We start from the raw sequence: 22,654 nt of genomic DNA, 5'->3' as shown, positions 1-22,654 counted from the left end.
TCCGCCCGGAGACTTGTGCCCCGGCCGGTTCCCGCGAAGCGCCTCCTCCGGGCTGTCTCATCGCAGGGCCCTCACTCATCGCGGACCCCTACGCCGGGTCGGCCTGCGCGCAGGGTGCCGGGCCCGGCTGGTCGGGCGCCTTGAGCGCCGATTCGAGATCGGAGTGGACCGTCAGCGCGCTGTCGGCGTCAGTGCGCAGGGCGCAGAGTTCGCCGGCGCGGCACCCGGTGTCCAGCACCGTGCCGATGATCGCGAGGATCCGACTACGGGCATCGGACCGGCCAGGGCGGGCTGAGTGTTCCAGGTGCCCGAGCAGGATGCTGCGCGGGCGGGCGGCGACCACGGGGCGGAGCTCGACCGGTGGCGGGTTGCGGTCCGGGAGCGTGACGGTGATGCCGGCCAGGGCGCCGAGGATGCGGAGGCAGTCCTCCCGGACGCGCATGGACGCGGGTGAGGCTTGGCCCGGTCGTGCGCCGGGCTTGCGCCGCAGCAGGCCCCGCTCGGCGGCTGTGAGGTAGGCGGCGAGGGTGTTCGGCGAGAGGAGCAGGGCGAGTGAGCCGACGGTCGTGGGCACGATCGCTCCCCGCTCCAGGGCGGTGCGCAGTTCACCGGCGACCCAGCGCAGTTGCTTCGCCCGCGACCTGCCGGTCGGCGGTTCGCAGGCACGCTCGACGAGGCCGTCCAGCGCCTCGACCGAGGGTGCTGCTGTCGTCGGGGCGTCCGCCATGAGGTCACCCTAGCGCCGGGTCGGGGTGGGTGGGCGGGCTCTTGCCGACAGAGGGGGCTGGGAATGTCCCGCAGGGGCCGGGTCTGATAACTGGCTTGAAGCAAGATCGTCGGTGAGGGCAACGGACGGCATGGTTGCTGTCTTCTCCGGCCCGCGCCGCTCCCGTGGTGGCCGTCCTTCGGCAACCGGCGAGGGGGCCGCGGCAGGGCCTCCGCCGATTCTCGCGGTGGCACCCGGCGATGACTTCCCCGGGCTCCGTGAGTGCCCCGGTCATTCCTGATAGACCGTCAGCAAAGCCAGCATTGAGTCAGCATTGGTCCTGTCAGGCGCTGTCGCGGATGGTCGAACGGTGTCACGCGTCGAGTGCCGAGCCGAGTGTCGACAGGAGCGCTTCAAGGTGGACGTAGGGGGACTCCAGCTCGGGGGTGCGGCGGACCTGGCCGCCACACCCCCGACCGGTAACTACGCAGGTCGGCGCACGTTTCCCCGGGGCTTGAGGGGGATTCCCGGGAGCTCTGGGGCGGGCAGGCGGTCGCCCGGGTAGCCCTCGACGGCGCCGAAGCGGTCGGGGTTCGCGGAGCTCATCCACTCCTCGCGCGCTCGGGTAATGTCTTCGTGAGACCGTCCGATGAAGTTCCACCACATGACGATCTCCTCCTCGAACGGCGTGCCGCCGATCAGGACCGTCCGGGCCGGCTCGTCGCCGGTGTTGGCGAGGGTGATGGTGGTGGCTCCGGGGGCCAGGTAGCCGAGTTCGGCCGGGCGCACCGGCGTGTCCGCGAGCGTGATGTCGCCGCGGTCGACGAGCAGGGCGTGCTCGAAGGCGGGGTCGACGGCGAGGGTGAGGGTCGCGTGCGGGTGGATCGTGAGCTCGGCGCCGAGCAGCGGGGTGAAGGTGGGGACGGGGGAGGCGTCGCCGGCGAGGGTGCCGAGGAACACGCGGACCTCGCCGCCGTCCAGGGTGACGGGCCGCGGTGCGTGGTGGTGGAAGTCCCGTGCGGTGTGGCGGTGTTGCTCCGGAAGCGCCACCCACAGCTGGACGCCGTGCAGGACGGTGGTCGCGGCGGTCGAGACCTCGGAGTGGCTGATGCCGTGCCCGCCCGTCATCAGGTTGAGCTCGCCGGGGCGCACGTAGGCGTGGACGCCGAGGCTGTCCCGGTGCTCGATCTCGCCGCTGAACAGCCAGCTGACCGTCTGGAGGCCGGTGTGGGGGTGCGGGGCGACGTCCATCCCGCCGGTGTCGGAGACGTCGTCGGGGCCGTAGTGGTCGACGAAGCACCAGGCACCGATGAGCGTGCGGGCGCGCTGGGGCAGGGTCCGGCGCACCGTCATCGCCCGCGGCCCGCCCAGCGGCACGTCCCGGGCGGGCAGGATCTCCACCCGGGGGCGGGTCTCCCCGGTTCCGGCGTGCGGCTCGGCAGGATTGGTGCCGGTGGTGGTCACGGTGTGCTCGCTTCCTAAGAAGTTCTACTTTCAACTATCTTCGACTATCATGCCATGGCGCAGTGCCGCCCGACAGCGAAAACGTCCAGGGAGTTCCCGTGAGCGATGTGACTACGACCGTGACCGCCGCCCCCGCACGCCGCCGGGTGTTCGTCGACAAGGAGAGCCCGGCGGCCTTCCGCGCCATGCGCGCCACGGCCGACGCGGCGGGCGAGGCCGCCGCGAGGGCCGGGCTGGACCGGCGGCTGGTGGAACTGGTCAACCTGCGCGTGTCCCAGATCAACGGCTGCGCCTACTGCCTCAACGTGCACACCGCGGCGGCCCTGCAGGTCGGCGAGACCACACAGCGCCTGGGCACCCTCCCGGCCTGGCGCGACACCCAGCTGTTCAGCCCGCAGGAGCGCGCCGCACTCGCCCTCGCCGAGGCGACCACCACCCCGGCGGACGCGGCGCTCCAGGAGGAGGCCTACACCGCAGCGCGCGAGGCGCTGACGGACGAGCAGATCTCCGCGGTGATCTGGGTGGCCATCGCCATCAACGCCTTCAACCGGGTGTCGATCCTGAGCAAGCACCCGGTGCGCCCGGTGGCGGTGCGCTGACGGTGCGGCGGGGGCCCGGCGCGGCTCCCGCAACCCGCGCGGACCTCGGGCGATCCGTGTGCGTGGCAAACCCCAGGCCGGTCCGGCGCGTTGGCGGGCGACCGCCAGTGGCGGCATGACGCCTGGTCAAGACCAGGTCATGGCGGTCAAAGCCTCGGTCATGGCATGGACGCCGACCTTGTCCACAGGTCCGGGCTTCGCTACCTTTCAGGCGCCGGAGCCATGACGGCTCCCGCAACTCATCCCCTGGCATGTCCTGGACATCCTCAGCTCGGAACGGCCTCCGTCACCCCGTCGGGCCGACGCCCCACGGCCGTACCGAACTCCCGGGCAGCCGTTTGCACGTGCGCGTTTCCCCCTCATCCCGGGCCTGCACGCGACCCCGCCGCCTCACATCGGCGTGTCCGCACGCCCGGGGCCGACCCCCATCCGGGAGGGCTCCGTTGCACAAGCTCATCCACACCGCCCTGCGGCACGGCGGACTCCGCGCCACCACCGCGACGCTCGCCGTCGGTGCCGTGGTGGCCGCCGGCCTCGCCGTCGCGGCGCCGGCCGGCGCCACGGCCGCCACCTCCGGCGCGAACGTCAGGCACTCCTGCGCCCAGCCGGCCCAGCGTCACCAGAAGTCCTGCGACGCCCTGGTGCGCACCGACGTGGTGCAGCCGCACGCGTTCTCCCTCAGCGCGGTCTCGCCCGACGTGAACCCGTCCGGCCTCGGGCCGACCGACCTGCAGAGCGCCTACGGCCTGTCGACCAACGGCGGCGCCGGGCAGACCGTCGCCATCGTCGACGCCAACGACGACCCCAACGCCGAGTCCGACCTGGCGACCTACCGCGCGCAGTACGGGCTGCCTGCGTGCACCACCGCCAACGGCTGCTTCAAGAAGATCGACCAGAACGGCGGCACCAACTACCCGGCCGGCGACACCGGTTGGGCGGGCGAGATCTCCCTCGACGTCGACATGGTCTCCGCCGCCGCCCCGAACGCCCACATCCTGCTGGTCGAGGCGAGCTCGGCGAACATGGCCGACCTCGGCGCCGCCGTCAACCAGGCCGTCGCCCAGGGCGCGAAGTTCGTGTCCAACAGCTACGGCGGCCCCGAGGACTCCACCGACACCTCCTCGGACAGCCAGTACTTCAACCACCCCGGCGTCGCCATCACCGTGTCCTCGGGCGACTCCGGCTACGGCACCGAGTACCCGGCGGCCTCCCAGTACGTCACCGCCGTCGGCGGCACCTCGCTGACCCGCGACTCCAGCGCGCGCGGCTGGCACGAGACCGTCTGGGGCTCCAGCTCGGGCGGCAACGGCGCCGGCTCCGGCTGCTCGGCCTACGACCCCAAGCCGAGCTGGCAGAGCGACAGCGGCTGCTCCAACCGGACCGTCGCCGACGTGTCCGCGGTCGCCGACCCGGCCACCGGCGTCGCCGTCTACCAGACCTACGGCGGCAGCGGCTGGGCCGTCTACGGCGGCACCAGCGCCTCGTCGCCGATCATCGCCGCCGTCTACGCCGACGCCGGCACCCCGGGCGCGAGCGACTACCCGTCCCAGTACCCGTACCAGCACACGAGTGCGCTCAACGACGTGACCAGCGGCGCCAACGGCACCTGCTCCCCGTCCTACCTGTGCACCGCGGGCTCCGGCTACGACGGCCCGACCGGCCTCGGCACGCCGAACGGCCCGACCGCCTTCCGGGCCGGCACCAGCACGGGCAACACCGTGACGGTCACCAACCCGGGCAACCAGAGCACCACCACGGGCAGCGCCGCCTCCCTGCAGATCCGCGCGACGGACTCCGCCTCCGGCCAGAGCCTGACGTACAGCGCGAGCGGCCTGCCGACCGGGCTGTCCATCGACGCCTCCAGCGGCCTGATCAGCGGCACGGCGTCGACGGCGGGCACGTACAACGTGACGGTGACGGCGAAGGACGCCACCAACGCCTCCGGTTCGACGAGCTTCACCTGGGCCGTGTCAGCCCAGGGCGGCGGCTGCACCGGTGCGGGCCAACTGCTCGGCAACCCGGGCTTCGAGACGGGTAGCGCCTCGCCCTGGACCGCGACCGCCGGCGTGATCGACAACTCCGCGAGCGAGGCCGCCCGCTCCGGCTCCTGGAAGGCGTGGCTCGACGGCTACGGCAGCAGCCACACCGACACCCTGAGCCAGACCGTCACGATCCCGGCCGGCTGCAAGGCGTCGCTCGGCTTCTGGCTGCACATCGACACCGCCGAGACCGGCACCACGGCCTACGACAAGCTCACCGTCCAGGCCAACTCCACCACCCTGGCCACCTTCTCCAACGTCAACGCGGCCAACGGCTACACCCTGCACACCTACGACCTCTCCTCCTTCGCCGGGCAGAGCGTCACCATCAAGTTCACCGGCACCGAGGACGCCTCGCTCCAGACCAGCTTCGTGATCGACGACACGGCCCTCAACGCCTCCTGACCGACCGAGCACCACAGGTACGACAGGTACGACAGGTACGACAGGTGGGGCCGCAGCCGACTGCGGCCCCACCGGCACGTCCGCGGTGGCGCCGAATCCCGACGTCGTCTCCTGACGTCGTCTCAGCATCCGGACGAATGGCCGAATCCCCGACGAAGCGACCGCGGATAGGCCGTAGGCTGGCCGTGCAGCTGGTTCGCCCCGTCCGCCAGGCGGGGCGTCGCAAGAGGGAACCCGGTGACGCCTTTCAACTGGCCAGTCCGGGACTGCCCCGCAGCGGTGAGTGGGAACGACCGCCGTCATACGCACTGGGCCCGGGCCGGGTCTGGGAAGCGACGGCCAGTAGGTGACCGCCCTTCAAGGGCCGGCCGTGCCCACGAGTCCGAAGACCTGCCCGCTGCCCGCGTGCGACCGTTCGCGCGCGGCCATCCGGTGACCTCGAGGGCGGGTCGGCGACCACACCAGGCGGAGCTGCCCGTGCAGCGGTTCGCCCGGTGCGTCATCCCTTCGCGTCCTCGTCCCGTCGCCGGGTACTTGAGAGACAGACTCGCGAAGGAGAGTCCCTTGACCATGAAGTCCGCAGCCGCGGCGACCCTCGCCACCGCGTACGGCTACCCCCGCCAGGGCCGGGGCCGGGAGCTCAAGAAGGCGATCGAGGGGTACTGGAAGGGCGCCGTCACCGCCGAGACGCTGCTCGCCACCGCCGCCGACCTGCGCCGGGGGAACTGGCAGCAGCTCGCCGACTCCGGCATCGAGGAGATCCCGACCGGGGACTTCTCGCTCTACGACCACGTGCTGGACACCACCGTCGCGGTCGGCGCCATCCCGTCCCGCCACCGGGACGCCGTCGATGCCGACCCGCTGGACGGGTACTTCGCCATGGCGCGCGGCACCCAGGACGTCGCGCCGCTGGAGATGACCAAGTGGTTCGACACCAACTACCACTACCTGGTACCCGAGTTGGGGCCGGGCACGGCCTTCGCCGCCGATCCGGCCAAGGCGGTCGGCGAACTGCGGGAGGCCCTCGCGCTCGGTCACGCCGCCCGCCCGGTGCTGGTCGGGCCGGTCACCTACCTGCTGCTGGCCAAGCCCGCCCCCGGCGTCGACGACGACTTCCGGCCGATCACCCTGCTCGACCGGCTGCTGCCCGTGTACGCGGAGCTGCTCGCCGCTCTGCAGGCCGCCGGCGCCGAGTGGGTGCAGCTGGACGAGCCCGCGCTCGTCCAGGACCGCACCCCCGCCGAGCTCAACGCCGCCGCCCGCGCCTACCGCGAGCTGGGCACGCTGACCGACCGTCCGAAGCTGCTGGTCGCGAGCTACTTCGACCGCCTGGGCGAGGCGCTCCCGGTCCTCGCCAAGGCCCCGGTCGAGGGTCTGGCGCTGGACTTCACAGGACCTGCCGCCGCCAACCTGGACGACCTCGCCGCCGCCGGCGGGCTGCCGGGCAAGCGGCTGGTGGCCGGCGTGGTCGACGGGCGCAACATCTGGATCAACGACCTGGAGCAGTCGCTCGCCACCCTGGCCACCCTGCTCGGGCTCGCCGACCGGGTCGACGTCGCGCCGTCCTGCTCCCTCCTGCACGTGCCGATCGACGCCTCCGCCGAACGCGACGTCGACCCGCAGATCCTGCGCTGGCTCGCCTTCGCCAAGCAGAAGGCCGCGGAGGCGGCGCTGCTGGCCCGCGGCCTGCGCGAGGGCACCGGGGCGATCACCGCCGACCTCGCCGCCAACCGCGCCGACCTCGCCTCCCGGGCCGGCTCGCCGATCACCCGGGACCCGGCCGTCCGCGCCCGCTCCGCCGCCGTCACCCTCGACGACACCCGCCGCGCCCAGGCCTACCCGCAGCGCGCCGAGGCCCAGCGCGCCCGCCTCGGCCTCCCCCTGCTGCCGACCACCACCATCGGCTCCTTCCCGCAGACCACCGAACTGCGCCTCGCGCGCGCCGACCTGAACGCGGGACGGATCGACGCCGCCGCCTACCGGGAGCGCATGGAGGCGGAGGTCCGCGAGGTCATCGCCTACCAGGAGAAGGCGGGCCTCGACGTCCTCGTCCACGGCGAGCCCGAGCGCAACGACATGGTCCAGTACTTCGCCGAGCAGCTCACTGGCTACCTCGCCACCCGGCACGGCTGGGTGCAGTCCTACGGCACGCGCTACGTCCGCCCGCCGGTCCTGGCCGGGGACATCTCCCGCCCGTACCCGATGACCGTCGACTGGTTCCGCTACGCGCAAGGCCTGACGGACCGCCCGGTCAAGGGCATGCTGACGGGCCCGGTCACCATGCTCGCCTGGTCCTTCGTGCGCGACGACCAGCCGCTCGCCGAGACCGCCCGCCAGGTCGCCCTCGCCCTGCGCGACGAGGTCACCGACCTGGAGGCCGCCGGCGCGGCCGTCGTCCAGGTCGACGAGCCGGCCCTGCGCGAGACCCTCCCGCTGCGGGCCGCCGGCCGCCTGGCCTACCTGGACTGGGCGACGGAGGCCTTCCGCGTCGCCACCTCCGGCGTCCGCGCCGACACCCAGATCCACACGCACATGTGCTACGCCGAGTTCGGTGCGATCATGACGGCGATCGACGAGCTCGACGCGGACGTCATCTCCCTGGAGGCGACGCGCTCGCACATGGAGGTGGCCGGGGAACTGGCCGGGGCGGGCTACCCGCGCGAGGTCGGTCCGGGGGTGTGGGACATCCACTCCCCGCGCGTGCCGAGCACCGAGGAGGCCGTGGCGCTGCTGCGCGCGGGCCTCGCGGCGATCCCGGCCGAGCGCCTGTGGGTCAACCCCGACTGCGGCCTGAAGACCCGCGGCTGGGCGGAGACCCGCGCCTCCCTCGACAGCCTCGTCGCCGCCGCCCGCCACCTGCGCGAGGAACTGGCGGGCTGATCCGACCCCCTTCCCCGGGGACAGCACAAGGCCCCGCCGGTGTCCGGCCCTCCGCGACAGAGGCCTGGACACCGGCGGGGCCGGCTCGGTCACACCCCGCGGTGCGGGTGGAACCCCTGCCCGGTCTTGCGGCCGAGCAGGCCCGCCTCGACCATGCGGGAGAGCAGGGGCGGGGGTGCGAAGAGCGGCTCCTTGTACTCGTCGTACATCGACCGAGCGATCGCCTCGACGGTGTCGAGGCCGATGAGGTCGGCGAGTCGGAGCGGACCCATCGGGTGGGCGCAGCCGTGGACCATGCCGGCGTCGATGTCCTCGGGGGTGGCGTGGCCGGCTTCGGCCATCCGGATCGCGGACAGCAGGTAGGGCACGAGCAGGGCGTTGACGACGAAGCCGGCGCGGTCGCGGGAGTGGACGACGTGTTTGCCGAGGACGTCGCGCGCGAAGGCCTCGGCGCGGGCCAGGACGGGTGGGGAGGTGTGCAGGGAGGAGACGAGCTCGACGAGGGGCATCACCGGGGCCGGGTTGAAGAAGTGCAGCCCGAGGACGTGCGAGGCGCGGCCGGTGGTGTTGCCGAGGCGGGTGACCGGGATGGACGAGGTGTTGGGGGCGAGGACCGCGTCGTCGTCGGCGAGGACCTTGTCGAGCGCGGTGAGCACGTCCGTTTTGACGCGTTCGTCCTCGATGACGGCCTCGACGACGAGCTGGCGGTCGGCGAGCGCTTCGAGGTTGTCGGCGAACAGCAGGTGGGCCCAGGTGTCCTCGCGGTCGGTCGGGCTGATCCGGCCGCGGTCGACGGCGCGGTGCAGGGAGCGGTCGATGCGGCCGCGGGCGGCCCGGAGTGCGGCCGGGTCCCTCTCGCAGACGATGGTGTCCAGGCCGGCGCGGGCGAAGACCTCGGCGATGCCGGAGCCCATCTGGCCGGCGCCGACGACGGCGACGCGGCGGATCGCGTCACGGTTGGTCTTGTCACGGCCGGTCTTGTGACGGCCGGCTTCGCCACGGCTGGCTTCGTCATGACTGGTCTCGTGACGGCGGATCTCGTTCAAGGCTGCCTCCGTACGGGTGGGCGGGTCAGGCCGCGGCGCGGACGCGGACGAGGTGGCGGGCGTACGCCTCGGTGGTGAGGAAGGCGGGGAGTTCGTCGCCGAGGGCGGTCTCTTCGAGGATCCGCACCGCGTGGTCGAGCAGTTCGGGTTCGACGCCCTCGCCGAGGAGCGCGGCCCGCTCGCGGTCGATCAGGCGGCGCACCAGGTCCGGGGTGGCGAGGGAGCCGCCGGTGAGCCGGGTGCAGTGGTGCTGCCACTGCCAGATCTGGCAGCGGGCGATCTCGGCGGTGGCGACGTCCTCCATCAGGCCGAACACGGCGACGGCCCCGGCGCCGCCGAGCCACGCCGTGAGGTAGCGCAGGGCGACGGCGACGTTGGACCGCAGCCCGTGGTCGGTCGGCAGGCCGGGGGAGAGGCGGTGGACGGCGAGCAGGTCGGCGGCGGTGACGTCGACGTCCTCGCGGGTGCGGTCGAGCTGGTGGGGGCGGTCGCCGAGGACGGCGTCGAAGGCGGTGCGGCAGGTGGCGACGAGGCCGGGGTGGGCGACCCAGGAGCCGTCGAAGCCGTCGCCGGCCTCGCGTTCCTTGTCCGCGCGGACCTTGGTGAGGGCGGCCTCGTTGGCGGCCGGGTCGCGCTGCGGGACGGCGGCGGCCATGCCGCCGATGGCGTGGGCGCCGCGGCGGTGGCAGGTGCGGACGAGGAGGTCGGTGTAGGCGCGCATGAAGGGCTGCGTCATGGTGAGGGTCGCGCGGTCGGGCAGGACGTACCGCGGGCCGTGGTGGGCGAAGTTCTTGATGAGGCTGAACAGGTAGTCCCAGCGGCCGGCGTTCAACCCGGCCGCGTGGTCGCGCAGTTCGTGGAGGATCTCGTCCATCTCGAAGGCGGCGGTGATGGTCTCGATCAGGACGGTCGCGCGGACGGTGCCGTACGGGATGCCCAACTCGCGCTGGGCGAAGGTGAAGACGTCGTTCCAGAGGCGGGCTTCGAGGTGGTTCTCCAGCTTGGGCAGGTAGAAGTACGGGCCGCTGCCGCGCTCGATCTGGCGGCGGCCGCAGTGGAAGAGGTAGAGGCCGAAGTCGACCAGCGCGCCGATGGCCGGGCGGCCGTCGATCAGCAGGTGGGCCTCGTCGAGGTGCCAGCCGCGGGGGCGGACGACGATGGTGGCCGGGTCGTCGCCGATCCGGTAGCGCTTGCCCCCGGGCGTCGTGTCGTCGATCCGGCGCTCGATCGCGTCGATCAGGTTGAGCTGGCCGGAGACGAGGTTGTGCCAGGTGGGCGCGGTGGCGTCCTCGAAGTCGGCGAGCCACACCTTCGCACCGGAATTGAGCGCGTTGACCGTCATCCGGCGCTCGGGCGGGCCGGTGATCTCCACCCGGCGGTCGGCGAGGCCGGGTCCGGCGCCGGCCACGCGCCAGGTGGTGTCCTCGCGGACGGCGCGCGTCTGCGGGAGGAAGTCGAGCGTGCCGCCGGCCGCGAGCGCGGCGGCGCGGCGGTGGCGCTCGGCGAGCAGGCCGGCGCGTCGGACGGCGAACTCGTCGTGCAGGCGCGCGAGGAAGGCGAGTGCCTCGGGCGTGAGCATCTCGTCGAAGCGGTCCTCGTGCTCGCCGAGGACCTCGGTACGGGTGGGCTGGCTCATCCGGTCCTCCAGGAGGCGGGGTGGGTGGGGCCCGGGGCCTCGTCCCTCAACGAGGCCCCGGGCTGCGGGGTGAAGGGCGTCCTCTCCCCGAAGAGGCCGCCGGGGTGGATCAGTGGAACTGCTCGGCCTCCGTGGAGCCGGTCAGGGCGAGGGTCTCGGCGTGCGGGTTGAGCGCGGTGGACACCAGGTCGAAGTACCCGGTGCCGACCTCGCGCTGGTGCTTGACGGCGGTGTAGCCGTCCGGCACCGCGGCGAACTCGGCCTCCTGGAGGTCGACGTACGCCGTCATGCCGTGCTCGGCGTAGCCGCGGGCGAGATGGAACATCGAGTGGTTGAGCGCGTGGAAGCCGGCCAGCGTGATGAACTGGAAGCGGTAGCCCATCGCGCCCAGCTCCCGCTGGAACTTGGCGATCCGGTCGTCGTCCAGCGCGGCCTTCCAGTTGAAGGACGGCGAGCAGTTGTACGCGAGCATCTTGTCCGGGTACTCGGCCTTGAGCGCCTCGGCGAACTCGCGCGCCTGGGCGAGGTCCGGGGTGCCGGTCTCCACCCAGATGAGGTCCGCGTACGGGGCGAAGGCCAGGGCGCGGGAGATCACCGGCGCCATGCCGGGCTCGACCCGGTAGAAGCCCTCGGCGGTGCGCTCGCCGGTGCAGAAGCGGGCGTCGCGCTCGTCGACGTCGGTGGTGAGGAGGTTGGCGGCGAGCGCGTCGGTGCGGGCGATGATCAGGGTCGGCACGTCGGCCAGATCGGCCGCCAGGCGGGCGGAGTTGAGGGTGCGGATGTGCTGGGCGGTGGGCACGAGGACCTTGCCGCCGAGGTGCCCGCACTTCTTCTCCGAGGCGAGCTGGTCCTCGTAGTGGATGCCCGCCGCGCCGGCCGCGATCATGCCCTTGGTGAGCTCGAAGGCGTTCAGCGGGCCGCCGAAGCCGGCCTCGGCGTCGGCGACGATCGGCACCAGCCAGTCCGGCCCGTCGGTGCCCTCGGCGGCGTCGATCTCGTCGGCGCGCAGCAGGGCGTTGTTGATCCGACGCACCACCTGGGGCACGGAGTTGGCGGGGTAGAGGCTCTGGTCCGGGTACGTCTGGCCGGCCTGGTTGGCGTCCGCGGCGACCTGCCAGCCGGACAGGTAGATCGCCTGCAGCCCGGCCTTCACCATCTGGACGGCCTGGCCGCCGGTGAGCGCGCCGAGCGCGTGGACGTAGTCCCGCTCGTGCAGTTGGCGCCACAGGCGCTCCGCGCCGCGCCGGGCCAGGGTGTGCTCCTCGCGCACCGTGCCCGAGAGGCGGACGACGTCGGCCGCGGTGTACGTGCGCTCGACGCCGGCCCAGCGGGGGTCGGACGCCCACCGCGCGGCCAGCTCCGCCGCCTGCTGCTCCTGCTGCTGCCGAACCGACTGGGTCATGGTGATCCGCTCCCGGGGGTGTCTTGCGAAGGATGTGAGGTACCTCTCTCCGCACGGGTGAGAGGGCGGCCGGGCGGCGCCGGGCAGCGATGGAACACCGCGGGACGTGGTCGCCCGGACGGCAGAGCAGAGCAGTTGACCTGCCCCTTTCGGTGCCGTCCTGTACGCCTCCCGGCCGCAGCACCGACTCTGGCACCCGGTGCCGCCGCCGTCACCGATGGAGCCGGGCCAATTTCTGCGAAGCGTCGCCGGCAGATCCGCGAAGGTTGCGAAGGCCCTCCGCGCCTCATCGCGGCTAGGCTGCCCGAGCCACGCCGATCGTCGACACCGAGGGGAAGCCAGGACGATGGGAAAGACCTTCGCGGGTGCGAGACTCCGCCGGCTCAGGGAGGAACGCGGACTGAGTCAGGCCGGCATGGCGCGGCTCGTCGACCTCTCGCCCAGCTACCTCAACCAACTGGAGCACGACGCCCGCCCGTTGACCGTCCCCGTCCTGCTGCGCCTCACCGAGGCGTTCGGCGTCGAGGCCGGGTACTTCGCCCCGCCGGACAGCGCCCGGCTCACCGCCGAGCTGCGCGACGCCCTCGGCGACGACCTCGCGGCCGGCCGCATCACCCCGGGTGACCTCGACGAGCTCGCCGCCCGACTGCCCGCCGTGGCCCGGCTGTTGACGGACCTGGGCCGCGGGCGCAGCACGATGGCCGAGCAGCTCGCCGTGCTCGCGGGCGACCGGGGACCGGGTGCGGACGCCCGCACCCCGCACGAGGAGGTCCGCGAGTTCTTCTACCGCCGTCAGAACTACATCCATGAACTCGACACCGCGGCCGAGGAGTTGGCGAGCGTCATCCGACTCAGGCGCGGCGAGGTGAGGGCGGTGCTGGCCGACCGGCTGACCTCCGTACACGGCGTCCGGATCGCCGCCGGCGGGGACCAGCTGCACCGGTACGACCCGGGCCGACGGATCCTGCGGCTCTCCGACCGGCTGCGCCCCGGTCAGCAGGCCTTCCGCCTCGCCACCCAGCTCGCGTACCTGGAGCACGACGCGCTGCTCACCGAACTCGCCGCCCAGGACTGCCCCGGGGGCTCGGCGGCCCACTCGCTCACCCGGATCGGCCTGGCCAACTACTTCGCCGCCGCCCTCGTCCTGCCCTACGCCGCCTTCCACGCCGAGGCCGAGTCCGCCCGCTACGACATCGAGCACCTCGCCGACCACTTCGGCGTCGGCTACGAGACGGTCTGCCACCGCCTCAGCACCCTGCAGCGCTCCGGCCTGCGCGGGGTGCCGTTCTCGTTCGTGCGGGTCGACCGCGCCGGGAACGTCTCCAAGCGGCAGTCCGCCACGGCCTTCCACTTCTCCCGCACCGGCGGCACCTGCCCGCTGTGGAACGTCTACGACGCCTTCGCCTCCCCAGGCCGCGTCCACGTCCAGGTCGCCGCGATGCCCGACGGCCGCCGCTACCTCTGGACCGCCCGCGCCGTCACGCGCTCACCCGGCGGCTGGGGCCGGCCGGGCAAGACCTTCGCGATCGGCCTCGGCTGCGAGCTCCGGCACGCGGCCCGCCTCGTCTACTCCACCGGCCTGGACCTGGCCGACGAGGCCGCCGCGACCCCCATCGGCCTCGGCTGCAAGGTCTGCGAGCGCCCCGCCTGCCCCCAGCGCTCCGCCCCGGCCATCGGCCGGCCGCTGGCCGTCGACGAGCACACGAGCACGTTCGTCCCGTACGCGGTGCGGGCCGACGCGGAACGCTGAAGCAGGACGGCCGCCCGTCAGGCGAAGCAGAACAGCGCCTCGTAGAGGGTGACGGGGCCGTCCGCGTCGGGGAGCCGGAGCGGGACGGTACGGGCCAGCTCCGGTGCGGAGAGCAGGGCGAAGCCGGCTGCGCGGGTGAGTGCGGCGAGCCGGTGCACCTCGGTGCCGGGCTCCGCGGCGGACGCCCGGGGGGCCGGGGCACCGGGGGCGGGGAAGAGGCACCGGTCGGTCTCGTACCCGTCGGGGTGCAGGGCGAAGGCCGTGGCGTACGGCCCGATGACGGACAGGCGCAGGACGGCTCCGCCGCCGGCCCAGCCGATCCGCCAGACCGAGCCGACGTCGCAGTTGTCGTCGGTGATGTCCTCGACCTGCCAGGACGACGGGAGGGACGCCCGGAACGGGCGGTACGGGTCCTGTTCGAGCAGCTTGCCGATCCGGTGGTAGGTCGGGTGGTCGAGGCTGCCGTAGGCGCGGCGGGCGAACTCTTCGAAGGCCGCGGTCATCACGGGTCTCCTCTCGTCAGCGCGATGGTGTGGTGCGGTGCGGGCCCGGCGCCTCGGGAAGTTTCCGCGAGGCGCCGGGCCCGGTCGATCAAGGTGTCAGAAGGGGTCAGTACCCCCGGCCTGACGGGTGTCCGTGGATCTTGCCCTTCGCGTCCCGGTGGACGCGGACCTTCGTCTGCGTCCGCCCCTTGGCGTTGGTGCCGACGCCGAAACCGAACTCGAGCTCACGAACCTCCTTGCCCTTTTTCTTCTCGATCACCTTCCCATGCCGCCACGCGTGCTCGACGAACCGGCGGGCGGACTTCCAACCGTGGAAGGTCGAGAGGCCGCCGCGCTTCTTCACCTCCCGGTGGTACTCCGGAGTCCCCCGCACGTGCCGGGCCTGCTTCTGCATCGAGATCTGGCACGCGGCGGACTTGTTGTGGGAGAGCGCCCAGCTGTCACCCACCTGGACGGAGAAGGTGTGCTGGTCACCGATGGTGAGGTTGAAGACCAGCTGGTCGACGACGAAGCCGAGGTCGTTGACCCGGGTCACGTCGCTGACCGTGCCGTCCGGGGCGATCAGGGCGTCGCCGGCCTCGACTGCGGCCGCGTCCGTCCAGCCCTTGCCGGTGACCCAGAGCGGGTGCTCGGCGGTCGCCCGCAGCGGCTGGCCGCCGTCCGGGCCGGCCTGGATGTCGACCAGGTGCTTGGTGCCGTAGCCGACGATGACGTTGAGCACCGGCTCGGGCCGGGACCCGCCGGTCCCCGGGTCCGTGGACATCACGTAGTCGCCGACCTGGACCTGACCGATCGGCAGCTGCGAGCCGTCGCCCATCAGCACCGGGGTGTCCGGGGCGAAGGAGTTGCAGCCGGAGCTGCGGAACACCGAGCGCGCCCGGGAGGCGAACCGCCCGGCCCGCCCGGCCGCCCGGCTCGCGCGGACGGCCGTGAAGGCGCCCTTCACCGCGGTGTTGGCACCGACCAGTCCGGACAGCGCGGTGACGCCCATCTCCGCCGCCTTGCGCCAGTTGCCCGTCGCGGCGTAGGAGATCGACGAGACGGCCGCGGCCGCCGCACCGATCGGGCCGGGGATGTACGAGGCGACCTCGGAGACCCTGGCCACCACGTGGACCGTCTTCTTCAGCCACTTGGGCATGCCCCAGTTGCCGTCGAGGTCGGTGCAGTTGACCGGGTCGCCGGTGCAGTAGTCGTACGGGCCGGCGTTGCCGCCCGGCACCGGGTCGACCTGCAGGAAGCGTCCCAGGGCCGGGCTGTAGAGGCGGGCGCCCATCAGGATGACGCCGTCCTGCGCCTCGGCGGAGCGCTCCTTGCCGCCCAGCCAGCCGAACCGCACGGCGGCCTGGCCGTCCTGCGGGACGCCGAACTCGTCGAAGTCCAGCACGACCGGCCTGGTGAGGGCGGTGTCGGTGGTGACGACCACCGAGCCGAAGAGGTCGGTCAGCTGGAGCTGGACGTCACCGGTCCTGCCGGTGGTCGCGACGAGGTCGGTGTCCGGGCCCGAGACGTTGCGGGTGACGGTGCCCTGGGTGGTGTCCTCTACGGTCCAGCGGACCTCGTCGGAGTCGTCGCCGTAGTGGTTCAGCTTCGACGTGAGGTTGGACCAGCTGCCGCCGGCCTGCTTCCTGGCGGTGGTGTAGGCGGTCGGCCGGTGTGCGGCGTCCTGCGCCCACTGCTGCCGGGTGTCCCCCTTCTCCTGGGCGGCGACCTTGTCGTTGGCCCAGTAGGTGTCGGTCGCGCCGGTGGCGGTCTTCACGGTGCGCCCGAAGGCGTCGTAGGCGTAGCCGGCGTCGGTGAGCCGGTCGGCGCTGTCGTAGGCGTGGTTCTCGGCGACCGCGCCGGTGGTGGCGCAGGAGCCGTCCGCCGCGGCCGGCGTGGTGGTCTTCGAGAGCCGGTTGGAGTGGGCGTCGAAGGCGTACTGCCGGGTGACGCAGCCGCTGGTGGTGCTGGACTGCTGGGCCTTCACCAGCCGGCCGAGCCGGTCGTACTGGTAGGTGCGGGTGGCGGTGGAGCTGGTGTTGCGGGCCACCTGGCCCTGGGTGGAGACGTCGCTGGTCTGCGCCCAGACGACCGTGTTGTCGGAGGTGCGGGTGTAGGTGCGGCCGGTGGCTTCGCCCACCGCGTTGAAGGTGTCGCGGCGGACGATGCCGCCGGGGTAGGTCTGCTCGACCAGCTGGCCGTCCGGACCGTACGCGGCGGTGAACTCGCCCGCCACGCTGTCGCTGACCGAGGTGACGAGCCCGCGCGGCTCCTTCGCGCGGTCGTAGGCGTACGTGGTGGACCCGGTCGGGTCGGTGACCTTGACCGGCTTGCCGAACCGGTCGAACTCCGTGGTGGTGGTGCCGCCGTCGGCGTCCGTGTACGAGATCAGCCGGCCGAGCGCGTCCATGACGCGGGTCAGCGACTTGCCGTCGGTGGTGGTCCTGACCGCGTCGCCCGTCGCCGGGTCGTACTCGGTGGTGACCTTGGACAGTGCCTGGCCCTCGTCCGAGGTGATCTCGGTGGAGGTGACCCGGTCCGCCCCGTCGTAGGTGGTGACGGTCTTGCGGGTCTTGCCGGCGTTGGTCTCCGTCGTCTCCTCCGGCTCGCCGAACGGCGAGTACCGGGTGATCCGCTTGACCGGCAGGGTGGTCGGCATCCGGGAGCCGTCCGCGCCCGTGACCGGACCGCCGGGCAGGGTGGCGCAGGGGCTGCCCGCCCACTCGGGCCGGTTGCCGCACAGGGCGTCGTCCGGGTTGGCACCGGCCGTGTAGAACACCGACTTCACGGTGCTCGCGTCGGCGCCGGTGCCGTCGGGCTTGCGGGACTCCAGCGCGCGGCCGGCCGCGTCGTACTTCAGGTAGGCGGTCGGCTTGGCACCGAGCGCGTCGGTGGTGACCGAGGTGGCCACCCGCAGCTGCCACCCGGGGACACCGCCGATCGGCGCGTCGTAGCCGTGCTTCGTGACGCGCAGTTCGACGTCGGCGGCGTAGCCGTCGATGCGGGCGCCGTCGGTGGAGCTGGTGACCAGGTGGTACGTCCTGCCGTCCGGCCTGCCCTCGTCGTAGGTGTTGGTGTTGTGGTCCCGGGCGAGCACCGGGGTGCCGGCCGGCAGGGTCGGGTTGAGCGTGGTCTTGGTCAGGGTGACCCGGTCCAGGCCCGCCTGGTAGTACGGCGTGACCGCGGCCGGGTTCTTCCCGGTGACGGTGAGCCGCAGCTCGTGGTCACCGCGGGCGAGCCGGACCGTCGAACCCGCCGTGTAGGAGCTGGTGGTGACGGTCGGGTTGTACCCGTCGAAGGTGCCGCCGACGTTCTGGCCGTCGATCGACAGTTGGACCACGCCGTAGTCCGCGGCCCTGGTCAGCAGCGCGGTCAGCTGGTACTCGCCCTCCTCCGGCACGGAGACCCGGAAGGACGCGTTGTCACCGACCTCGTTCGCGCCGAAGAACACGTGCGCGCCGCCGGACCAGCCGGCCCCGGCGCAGCACTGCGCGAGGGTCTGCACCCGCAGCGGGTCGGTCGCGCCGAGCTGGACGAGGCTCTCGCCCTCGGCCGCGACGGACACCGGCGCGCTCTGGCCCTCGACCTGCTCGGCGAGCGAGGCGCGGTAGACCGGGCCGAGCGTCTCGACGACGTCGAGGCCGTCCGGGGAGTAGACCGTCCGGTGGTCCAGCAGCCGGGCGCGGGAGGCGGAGTCGGCCGGCAGGCCGAGTTCCGCGACGAACCGCTCGGTGTCGGGGTGCGTGCCGATGGCGATGGACCGGTCGGTCGCGTCCAGGGCGCGGACCGCGTGGCCGTAGCGGTCGTACTCCTTGGTGTCGATGTCACCGCCGGGGGTGACGGACGGGGTCGCGGTGTTGACCTCGCTGCCGGAGGCGTCGAGGTAGTGCACGGTGGCGGCCCGGTAGCCGTCGGGGCCCGGCCTGGCGGCCGAAGCGGTGCCGGTGCCCGGGTCGTCCTCGGGGCCGAACACCGCGGTGGCGTCGGTCGGCGCGTCGGTCTGGGCCCAGGCCGCGACGTCCGGACCCGACATCGCGTACGGGCCGCCCGCGCCGCGGGTCAGCGGCACGTCGTAGACCACCGTGGTGGCGATCTCGCCGTCCACCCGGTCCTTGCTGCCCGGTGCCAGCGAGGCCCGGCGGACCTTCAGCAGCCGGCCCGGGTCCTGGTCGGCCGCGGCCTTGCCGTAGTCGAAGTCCCACGGCAGGTCCCCGGCCGGGGATATCCGGGTGACCCGGCCGGCGTCGTCGTAGCCGTACGCCGTCTTCAGCGGCTGGGCCAGGCGCGGGTCCCACACCCGGGCGAGGCGGCCGCGCTCGTCGTACGCGTAGTGTGCGACCTCGACGGCCTCCTGCTTGGCGGTCACCGGGTTCCACGACCAGACCTTGACGGCCCGCACCCGGTCGGTGAAGTCGCCGGGGGTGCCGGCGACGGCCGTGGTGGCGGTCGCGTAGTCGTAGTCGGTGACCTCGCAGCCGCGCGGCAGCGGGTCGACGGCGCAGCCGTTGGCGTCGTCCACGCCCGGCTCCACGGGCGCGATCACCCGCTTGACCACCGCGCGCCGGTCGGTGGAGTCGTAGACGTACCGGGTCGTGGACGCGGCGTCCGGGCCGGTGGAGGACTGCACGGCGTACACGTCGGACTCGCCCTGGCGGGCGAACACCGTGGTGGAGCCGTCCAGTTCGGTCAGCGTGTAGGTGGCGCCGGTCGCCTTCAGGCCGAGGTGCTCGGCACCCGGCTCGGGGTAGAGCGTGCCGTCCTGCGCCCGCGCGAAGGTGACCGACGTGTCGTCGGTGGCCTTGAGCACCGCGGCGTCCGCGCCCGGGAAGGCGAGCGAGACGTACTCGGCCGCCTCGCCCTGCGCCCCGCCGGCCCACTGCGGGCCGAACGGCGCGACGAGCTCGCGCACCGACATGTTGTCGAAGTACACGGGCCGGTCGGCGTTGTCCGAGTGCCCGTTGTAGAGCCGGACCTGCGCCTCGGTGGCGTCCGCGGCGAGTGTGACGTCGGTGGTGAGCTCCGCCCAGGCGTCGGTGTACGGCGCCTTGCGGGAGACGGTGGTGGTGAGCGCCCCGGTCTTGCCGTGGACGACGACGATCCGCATGCCGCGGTCGTCGTACCCGGCGGTCAGGCCGGTCGTGGACGGCACGTAGACCCAGGCCTTGACCCGGTAGGTGCGGCCGGGCTTCATGCCCAGCTGCAGGCCGCCCGAGCCGCCGAGCAGCGCGTACGTGTCACCGGACTTGTTGGCGTCCGGCAGCACCTTGAGCGAGTCGGTCGAGGAGCCCTGGCCCCGGTCGGTGGCCCGCAGGGCGGTGCCCGGGGTGGCCAGGAAGCCGGTGGTGTCGGTGGACACCTGCTGCTGGTTGGCCGTCAGCCGCTCGCCCTGCTCCTGCCAGCCGCGGTCGGTGCCGCGCGAGGAGGAGGAGCGCTTGGTGGCCATGCCGAACTCGTCGGTGTCCGTGACGTCGACCGAGTAGTCGCCGGTGAGCAGGTTGACCGAGCCCGGACCGACCTCGGTGCCGGCCGCGCCGTCGGCGTTGGGGTCGGCGGTGAAGGTCGACCAGGCGGTCGGGTACGCGGCGTCGGTGTCCTTGTCGGTGTAGAGCAGCGCGCGCACCTGCACGACGCCGCCGACCCGGCCGAGCGACTCCAGCACCGACCAGTTGGCGTGGCCACCGAGCTCGGCCAGCCGCGGCCGGGTGCCGGTCACGGGCGTGTTGTCGGCCTTGGCGAGGTGGGCCGCCGGGACGTCGAACTCGGCGGCGCCGGGGCCGCGGCGGTACTGCCAGGTCACCCGGGTGAACTGGGTCTGGGCGTCGACCGCGAGCTTGACGCGCTTCGCGGCCTGAGTGCCGTCCACGGGCGAGACGACGCCCGCCTTGCCGACCCTGAAGGTGTGGACGGCCGGGTCCGAGAGGTTGTCGGCGCGGTCCTTCGTCTGCACCTTCAGGACGTGCGTGCCGTCGGTGGGCGGGGTGATCGAGGCGGTGGTCGCCCCGGTCGCGTCCACCGTCGTCGGCGACTTGCCGTCCAGGGTGTAGACGTAGCCGATCACGTCACCGGTGCCGGCCGGCGGGGTCAGCGTGAAGCGCCCGGCCTGGCCCGCGGCGCCGTGCCAGGCCTCGTCCGAGGGGTAGTCGGGCGAGGTGACGAAGGGCGCGCCGGGCTTGGTGGTGTCGGCGACGACGACCACGTCCTGCGGCGCCCACGGCGAGTTGTCGGTGCCGTCCCAGAGGCGGGCGCCCATCGAGTAGGTGACGCCCTCGTCGAGCTTCGCGATCCCGAAGTCGGCCGGCTTCACCTGGGCGTAACTGCCGTTCGGGACCTCCTTGTAGACGCGCTTGACGAACACGCCCGCACGGTACAGGTCGAAGTCGGCGCCGACCCGGCCGCCGCCGTCGGGGTCACTGGCCAGCACCTGGAAGGTGGGCGTGGCCGAGGAGGTGTAGCGCGGGTTCCCCTGGTGCGCGGGGAACACGTCCACCGCCGGCGGGGCCGTCGGGACCGTGTTGTACGTGACCGACAGGTACGGCGGGTTGGAGCCCTCGGCGGAGTCGAAGCGCTTCCACGAGTACGGGCTCGTCTCGGTGGAGGCGCGCAGGCCGAGCGCGTTGTTGGTGTAGCCGTTGTCGGACCACGCGGCGACCAGGCTCGTCACGTCCTGGCTGACCCAGGCGTTGCCGCAGCCGGCCGTCTCGTTGCCGGCCGTCTTGTTGCTGACCGCCCACATCTTGTTCCAGCCCGGCTGGTTGGTCCACCGGGTGGCGGTGGACGCGAGGCCGGTGTCCCAGACCTCCCAGGACCAGGGCTCGCACGACCACGAGTGCCAGTTGTAGAGGTTCAGCTTCGCCGAGAGGATGTGCTTGCCGTGGTACGGCCCCTCGGGGAAGTGCAGGAACGAACGGGCGACCTGGCCGCTGCCGTTGTTGCCCAGCTTCAGCTCGACGGCCGACGACTGGTCGGTCGCGTAGCCCTGCTGGACGAAGGTGTCGAAGGACGGCCCGACGGTGAGCGCGGGGTCGATCGTCACCGGGAAGCTGGTCGCCGGGTCGGCGAGGAAGCCCGCCTCCGGGGTGAACACCAGCTCGGCGTCGGCACCGGAGCCGCGCAGTTCCATCGCCACCGGCGCGCGCCGGGTGTGCTCCTGCGAGTTCGGGTCGACCGTCGCGTCCCACATCACCGGGGCGGGGATCCTCGCCTGGACCTTGCCGGAGGGACGCTCCGTCAGCTCGATCGAGCCGTCGTCCTTGCGGATCACGTCCAGACCGCTGGTGTCGACCGGGAGCGTGATCGTGCCGGCCTGCGAGACGGCCGAGCGGTCCTTGACGATCAGGAACTGCTCGAAGCCGGTCCGGGTGGCCTCCAGGACGAGGTCCACACCCGGGCGGGCGTCGGCGTAGGTCGCCTTGCTGCCCTCCAGCCTGGGCTTGGGCAGCCGGCCGAGCCAGCCGAACTGCACCTGCTGCTCCCCGGTGCCGATCGTCACCAGCTCGCGCTCGGCGGGCTTTGCGGCGTCGGCGGGCTTTGCGGGTGTGGTGAACGGACCGTCCTGCGCGCGGGCTTCGCTGCGGCTGGCCCGGGTGGTGTCGGCGGCGGCCGGGGCCGTGGAGGCGGGGGTCGTGGGGGCGACCGGGTCTCCGGTCTTCACCGTGGCGTCGCCGCCGGCGAACACGAGGCCCTCCGGGTGGACCTTCGGCGCGACCTTGCCGTCCGCCGTCTCCACGAGCGTCGTGTCGACGGGGACCCAGGCGTCGCCGACCTTCACCCTGACCGGTCCGGTCGCGGTGTCCTGGGTCAGCGTGCCCTCGGGGTCGGCCCAGAGGGTGGTGGTGGCGGTCCTGGCGCCGGTGACCTCGATCCGGCGTCCGTTGAGCCGCGCGGCCAGCAGCGCGGACGCGGCGTCCGGTGCCTCGTTGACCGGCGCGGTGGCCGGCGCCTTGGCGTTCGCGGGCGCGGCTTGGGCCTCGGCGGTGATCGCGTCGAGCGCGACCCCCGTCTCGACCAGCATCGCGAGCGCGGCTACGACGGCTGTCCGCCGCAGCCCGCGCGTGGTGAAGGCCCCGCCCCCGAACCGGGACGAGGCCTGCTTCCTCGATGGCAAGAGAGTTTACTCCGTGAATAGCAATGGTAAAGGGTTTTGCCTTTCCAAGATCGCAGAAGTGTTCGGGCTGGATGACCAAATTGCATATCGAATCGGCAAAGTTTGTTCATTGAGTGTCTCTTATGTCCATATAAGGGGACC

Annotated in this window: 11 protein-coding genes and 1 riboswitch; of the genes, 4 read left to right on the top strand and 7 right to left on the bottom strand. The window is 72.8% G+C overall.

All coding sequences use genetic code 11. From position 1 onward, the window contains the following. Nucleotides 1-88 precede the first annotated feature (88 nt). The gene (locus tag ACFVSN_RS00865) at nt 89-727 is read right to left on the bottom strand and encodes a hypothetical protein (RefSeq protein WP_387597692.1); all 639 of its coding nucleotides are present in this window, start codon (nt 725-727) and stop codon (nt 89-91) included. Between the two features lie 462 nt (nt 728-1,189). Beyond that, nucleotides 1,190-2,170, bottom strand: a complete 981-nt coding sequence (locus ACFVSN_RS00860; protein WP_387597695.1) for a pirin family protein — start codon at nt 2,168-2,170, stop codon at nt 1,190-1,192. 185 nt (nt 2,171-2,355) lie between these two features. Here ACFVSN_RS00860 and ACFVSN_RS00855 point away from each other — a divergent pair, with 185 nt between their 5' ends. From ACFVSN_RS00855 to metE, 3 genes are all read left to right on the top strand, one after another. Then, a complete protein-coding gene (locus tag ACFVSN_RS00855) occupies nt 2,356-2,769 on the top strand; it encodes a carboxymuconolactone decarboxylase family protein (protein WP_380490876.1) in 414 nt (137 codons plus the stop codon). A gap of 443 nt (nt 2,770-3,212) precedes the next feature. Continuing rightward, the gene (locus ACFVSN_RS00850) at nt 3,213-5,213 is read left to right on the top strand and encodes a putative Ig domain-containing protein (protein ID WP_387597698.1); all 2,001 of its coding nucleotides are present in this window, start codon (nt 3,213-3,215) and stop codon (nt 5,211-5,213) included. A 175-nt stretch (nt 5,214-5,388) separates the two neighbouring features. Continuing rightward, nucleotides 5,389-5,626, top strand: a riboswitch (cobalamin riboswitch). 151 nt (nt 5,627-5,777) lie between these two features. Then, nucleotides 5,778-8,093, top strand: a complete 2,316-nt coding sequence (gene metE / locus ACFVSN_RS00845; protein WP_387597701.1) for a 5-methyltetrahydropteroyltriglutamate--homocysteine S-methyltransferase — start codon at nt 5,778-5,780, stop codon at nt 8,091-8,093. Nucleotides 8,094-8,182: 89 nt separating this feature from the next. On the opposite strand, the gene ACFVSN_RS00840 is transcribed toward metE, so the two are convergent. The 3 genes from ACFVSN_RS00840 to aceA all read right to left on the bottom strand — a co-directional run bounded on the left by ACFVSN_RS00840 (nt 8,183) and on the right by aceA (nt 12,177). Beyond that, on the bottom strand, nt 8,183-9,040 hold the full coding sequence (locus ACFVSN_RS00840; RefSeq protein ID WP_387597757.1) for a 3-hydroxybutyryl-CoA dehydrogenase: 858 nt from the start codon (nt 9,038-9,040) through the stop codon (nt 8,183-8,185). 124 nt (nt 9,041-9,164) lie between these two features. Beyond that, entirely contained in the window at nt 9,165-10,775 is a 1,611-nt protein-coding gene (gene aceB / locus ACFVSN_RS00835; protein WP_387597704.1) for a malate synthase A, read from the bottom strand. 109 nt (nt 10,776-10,884) lie between these two features. Continuing rightward, nucleotides 10,885-12,177, bottom strand: coding sequence for an isocitrate lyase (aceA, locus tag ACFVSN_RS00830; RefSeq protein WP_387597707.1), 1,293 nt, complete (start codon nt 12,175-12,177; stop codon nt 10,885-10,887). Between the two features lie 346 nt (nt 12,178-12,523). Between aceA and ACFVSN_RS00825 the strand changes: the two genes are divergently transcribed. Then, nucleotides 12,524-13,927: a short-chain fatty acyl-CoA regulator family protein gene (locus ACFVSN_RS00825; RefSeq protein WP_387597710.1), complete on the top strand. Its 1,404-nt coding sequence runs from the start codon at nt 12,524-12,526 to the stop codon at nt 13,925-13,927. 17 nt (nt 13,928-13,944) lie between these two features. Here the strand turns inward: ACFVSN_RS00825 and ACFVSN_RS00820 are convergent, their stop codons facing one another. Both ACFVSN_RS00820 and ACFVSN_RS00815 read right to left on the bottom strand, forming a co-directional pair. Next, nucleotides 13,945-14,430, bottom strand: a complete 486-nt coding sequence (locus tag ACFVSN_RS00820; protein ID WP_387597712.1) for a hypothetical protein — start codon at nt 14,428-14,430, stop codon at nt 13,945-13,947. Nucleotides 14,431-14,536: 106 nt separating this feature from the next. Next, on the bottom strand, nt 14,537-22,513 hold the full coding sequence (locus ACFVSN_RS00815) for a DNRLRE domain-containing protein (RefSeq protein WP_387597715.1): 7,977 nt from the start codon (nt 22,511-22,513) through the stop codon (nt 14,537-14,539). Nucleotides 22,514-22,654 lie beyond the last annotated feature (141 nt).

Origin of the sequence: Kitasatospora sp. NPDC057904 (assembly GCF_042887925.1) — a bacterium.
In the GTDB taxonomy this organism is placed as follows: Bacteria; Actinomycetota; Actinomycetes; order Streptomycetales; family Streptomycetaceae; genus Kitasatospora.
This window is presented reverse-complemented; position numbering and strand designations above follow the sequence as displayed.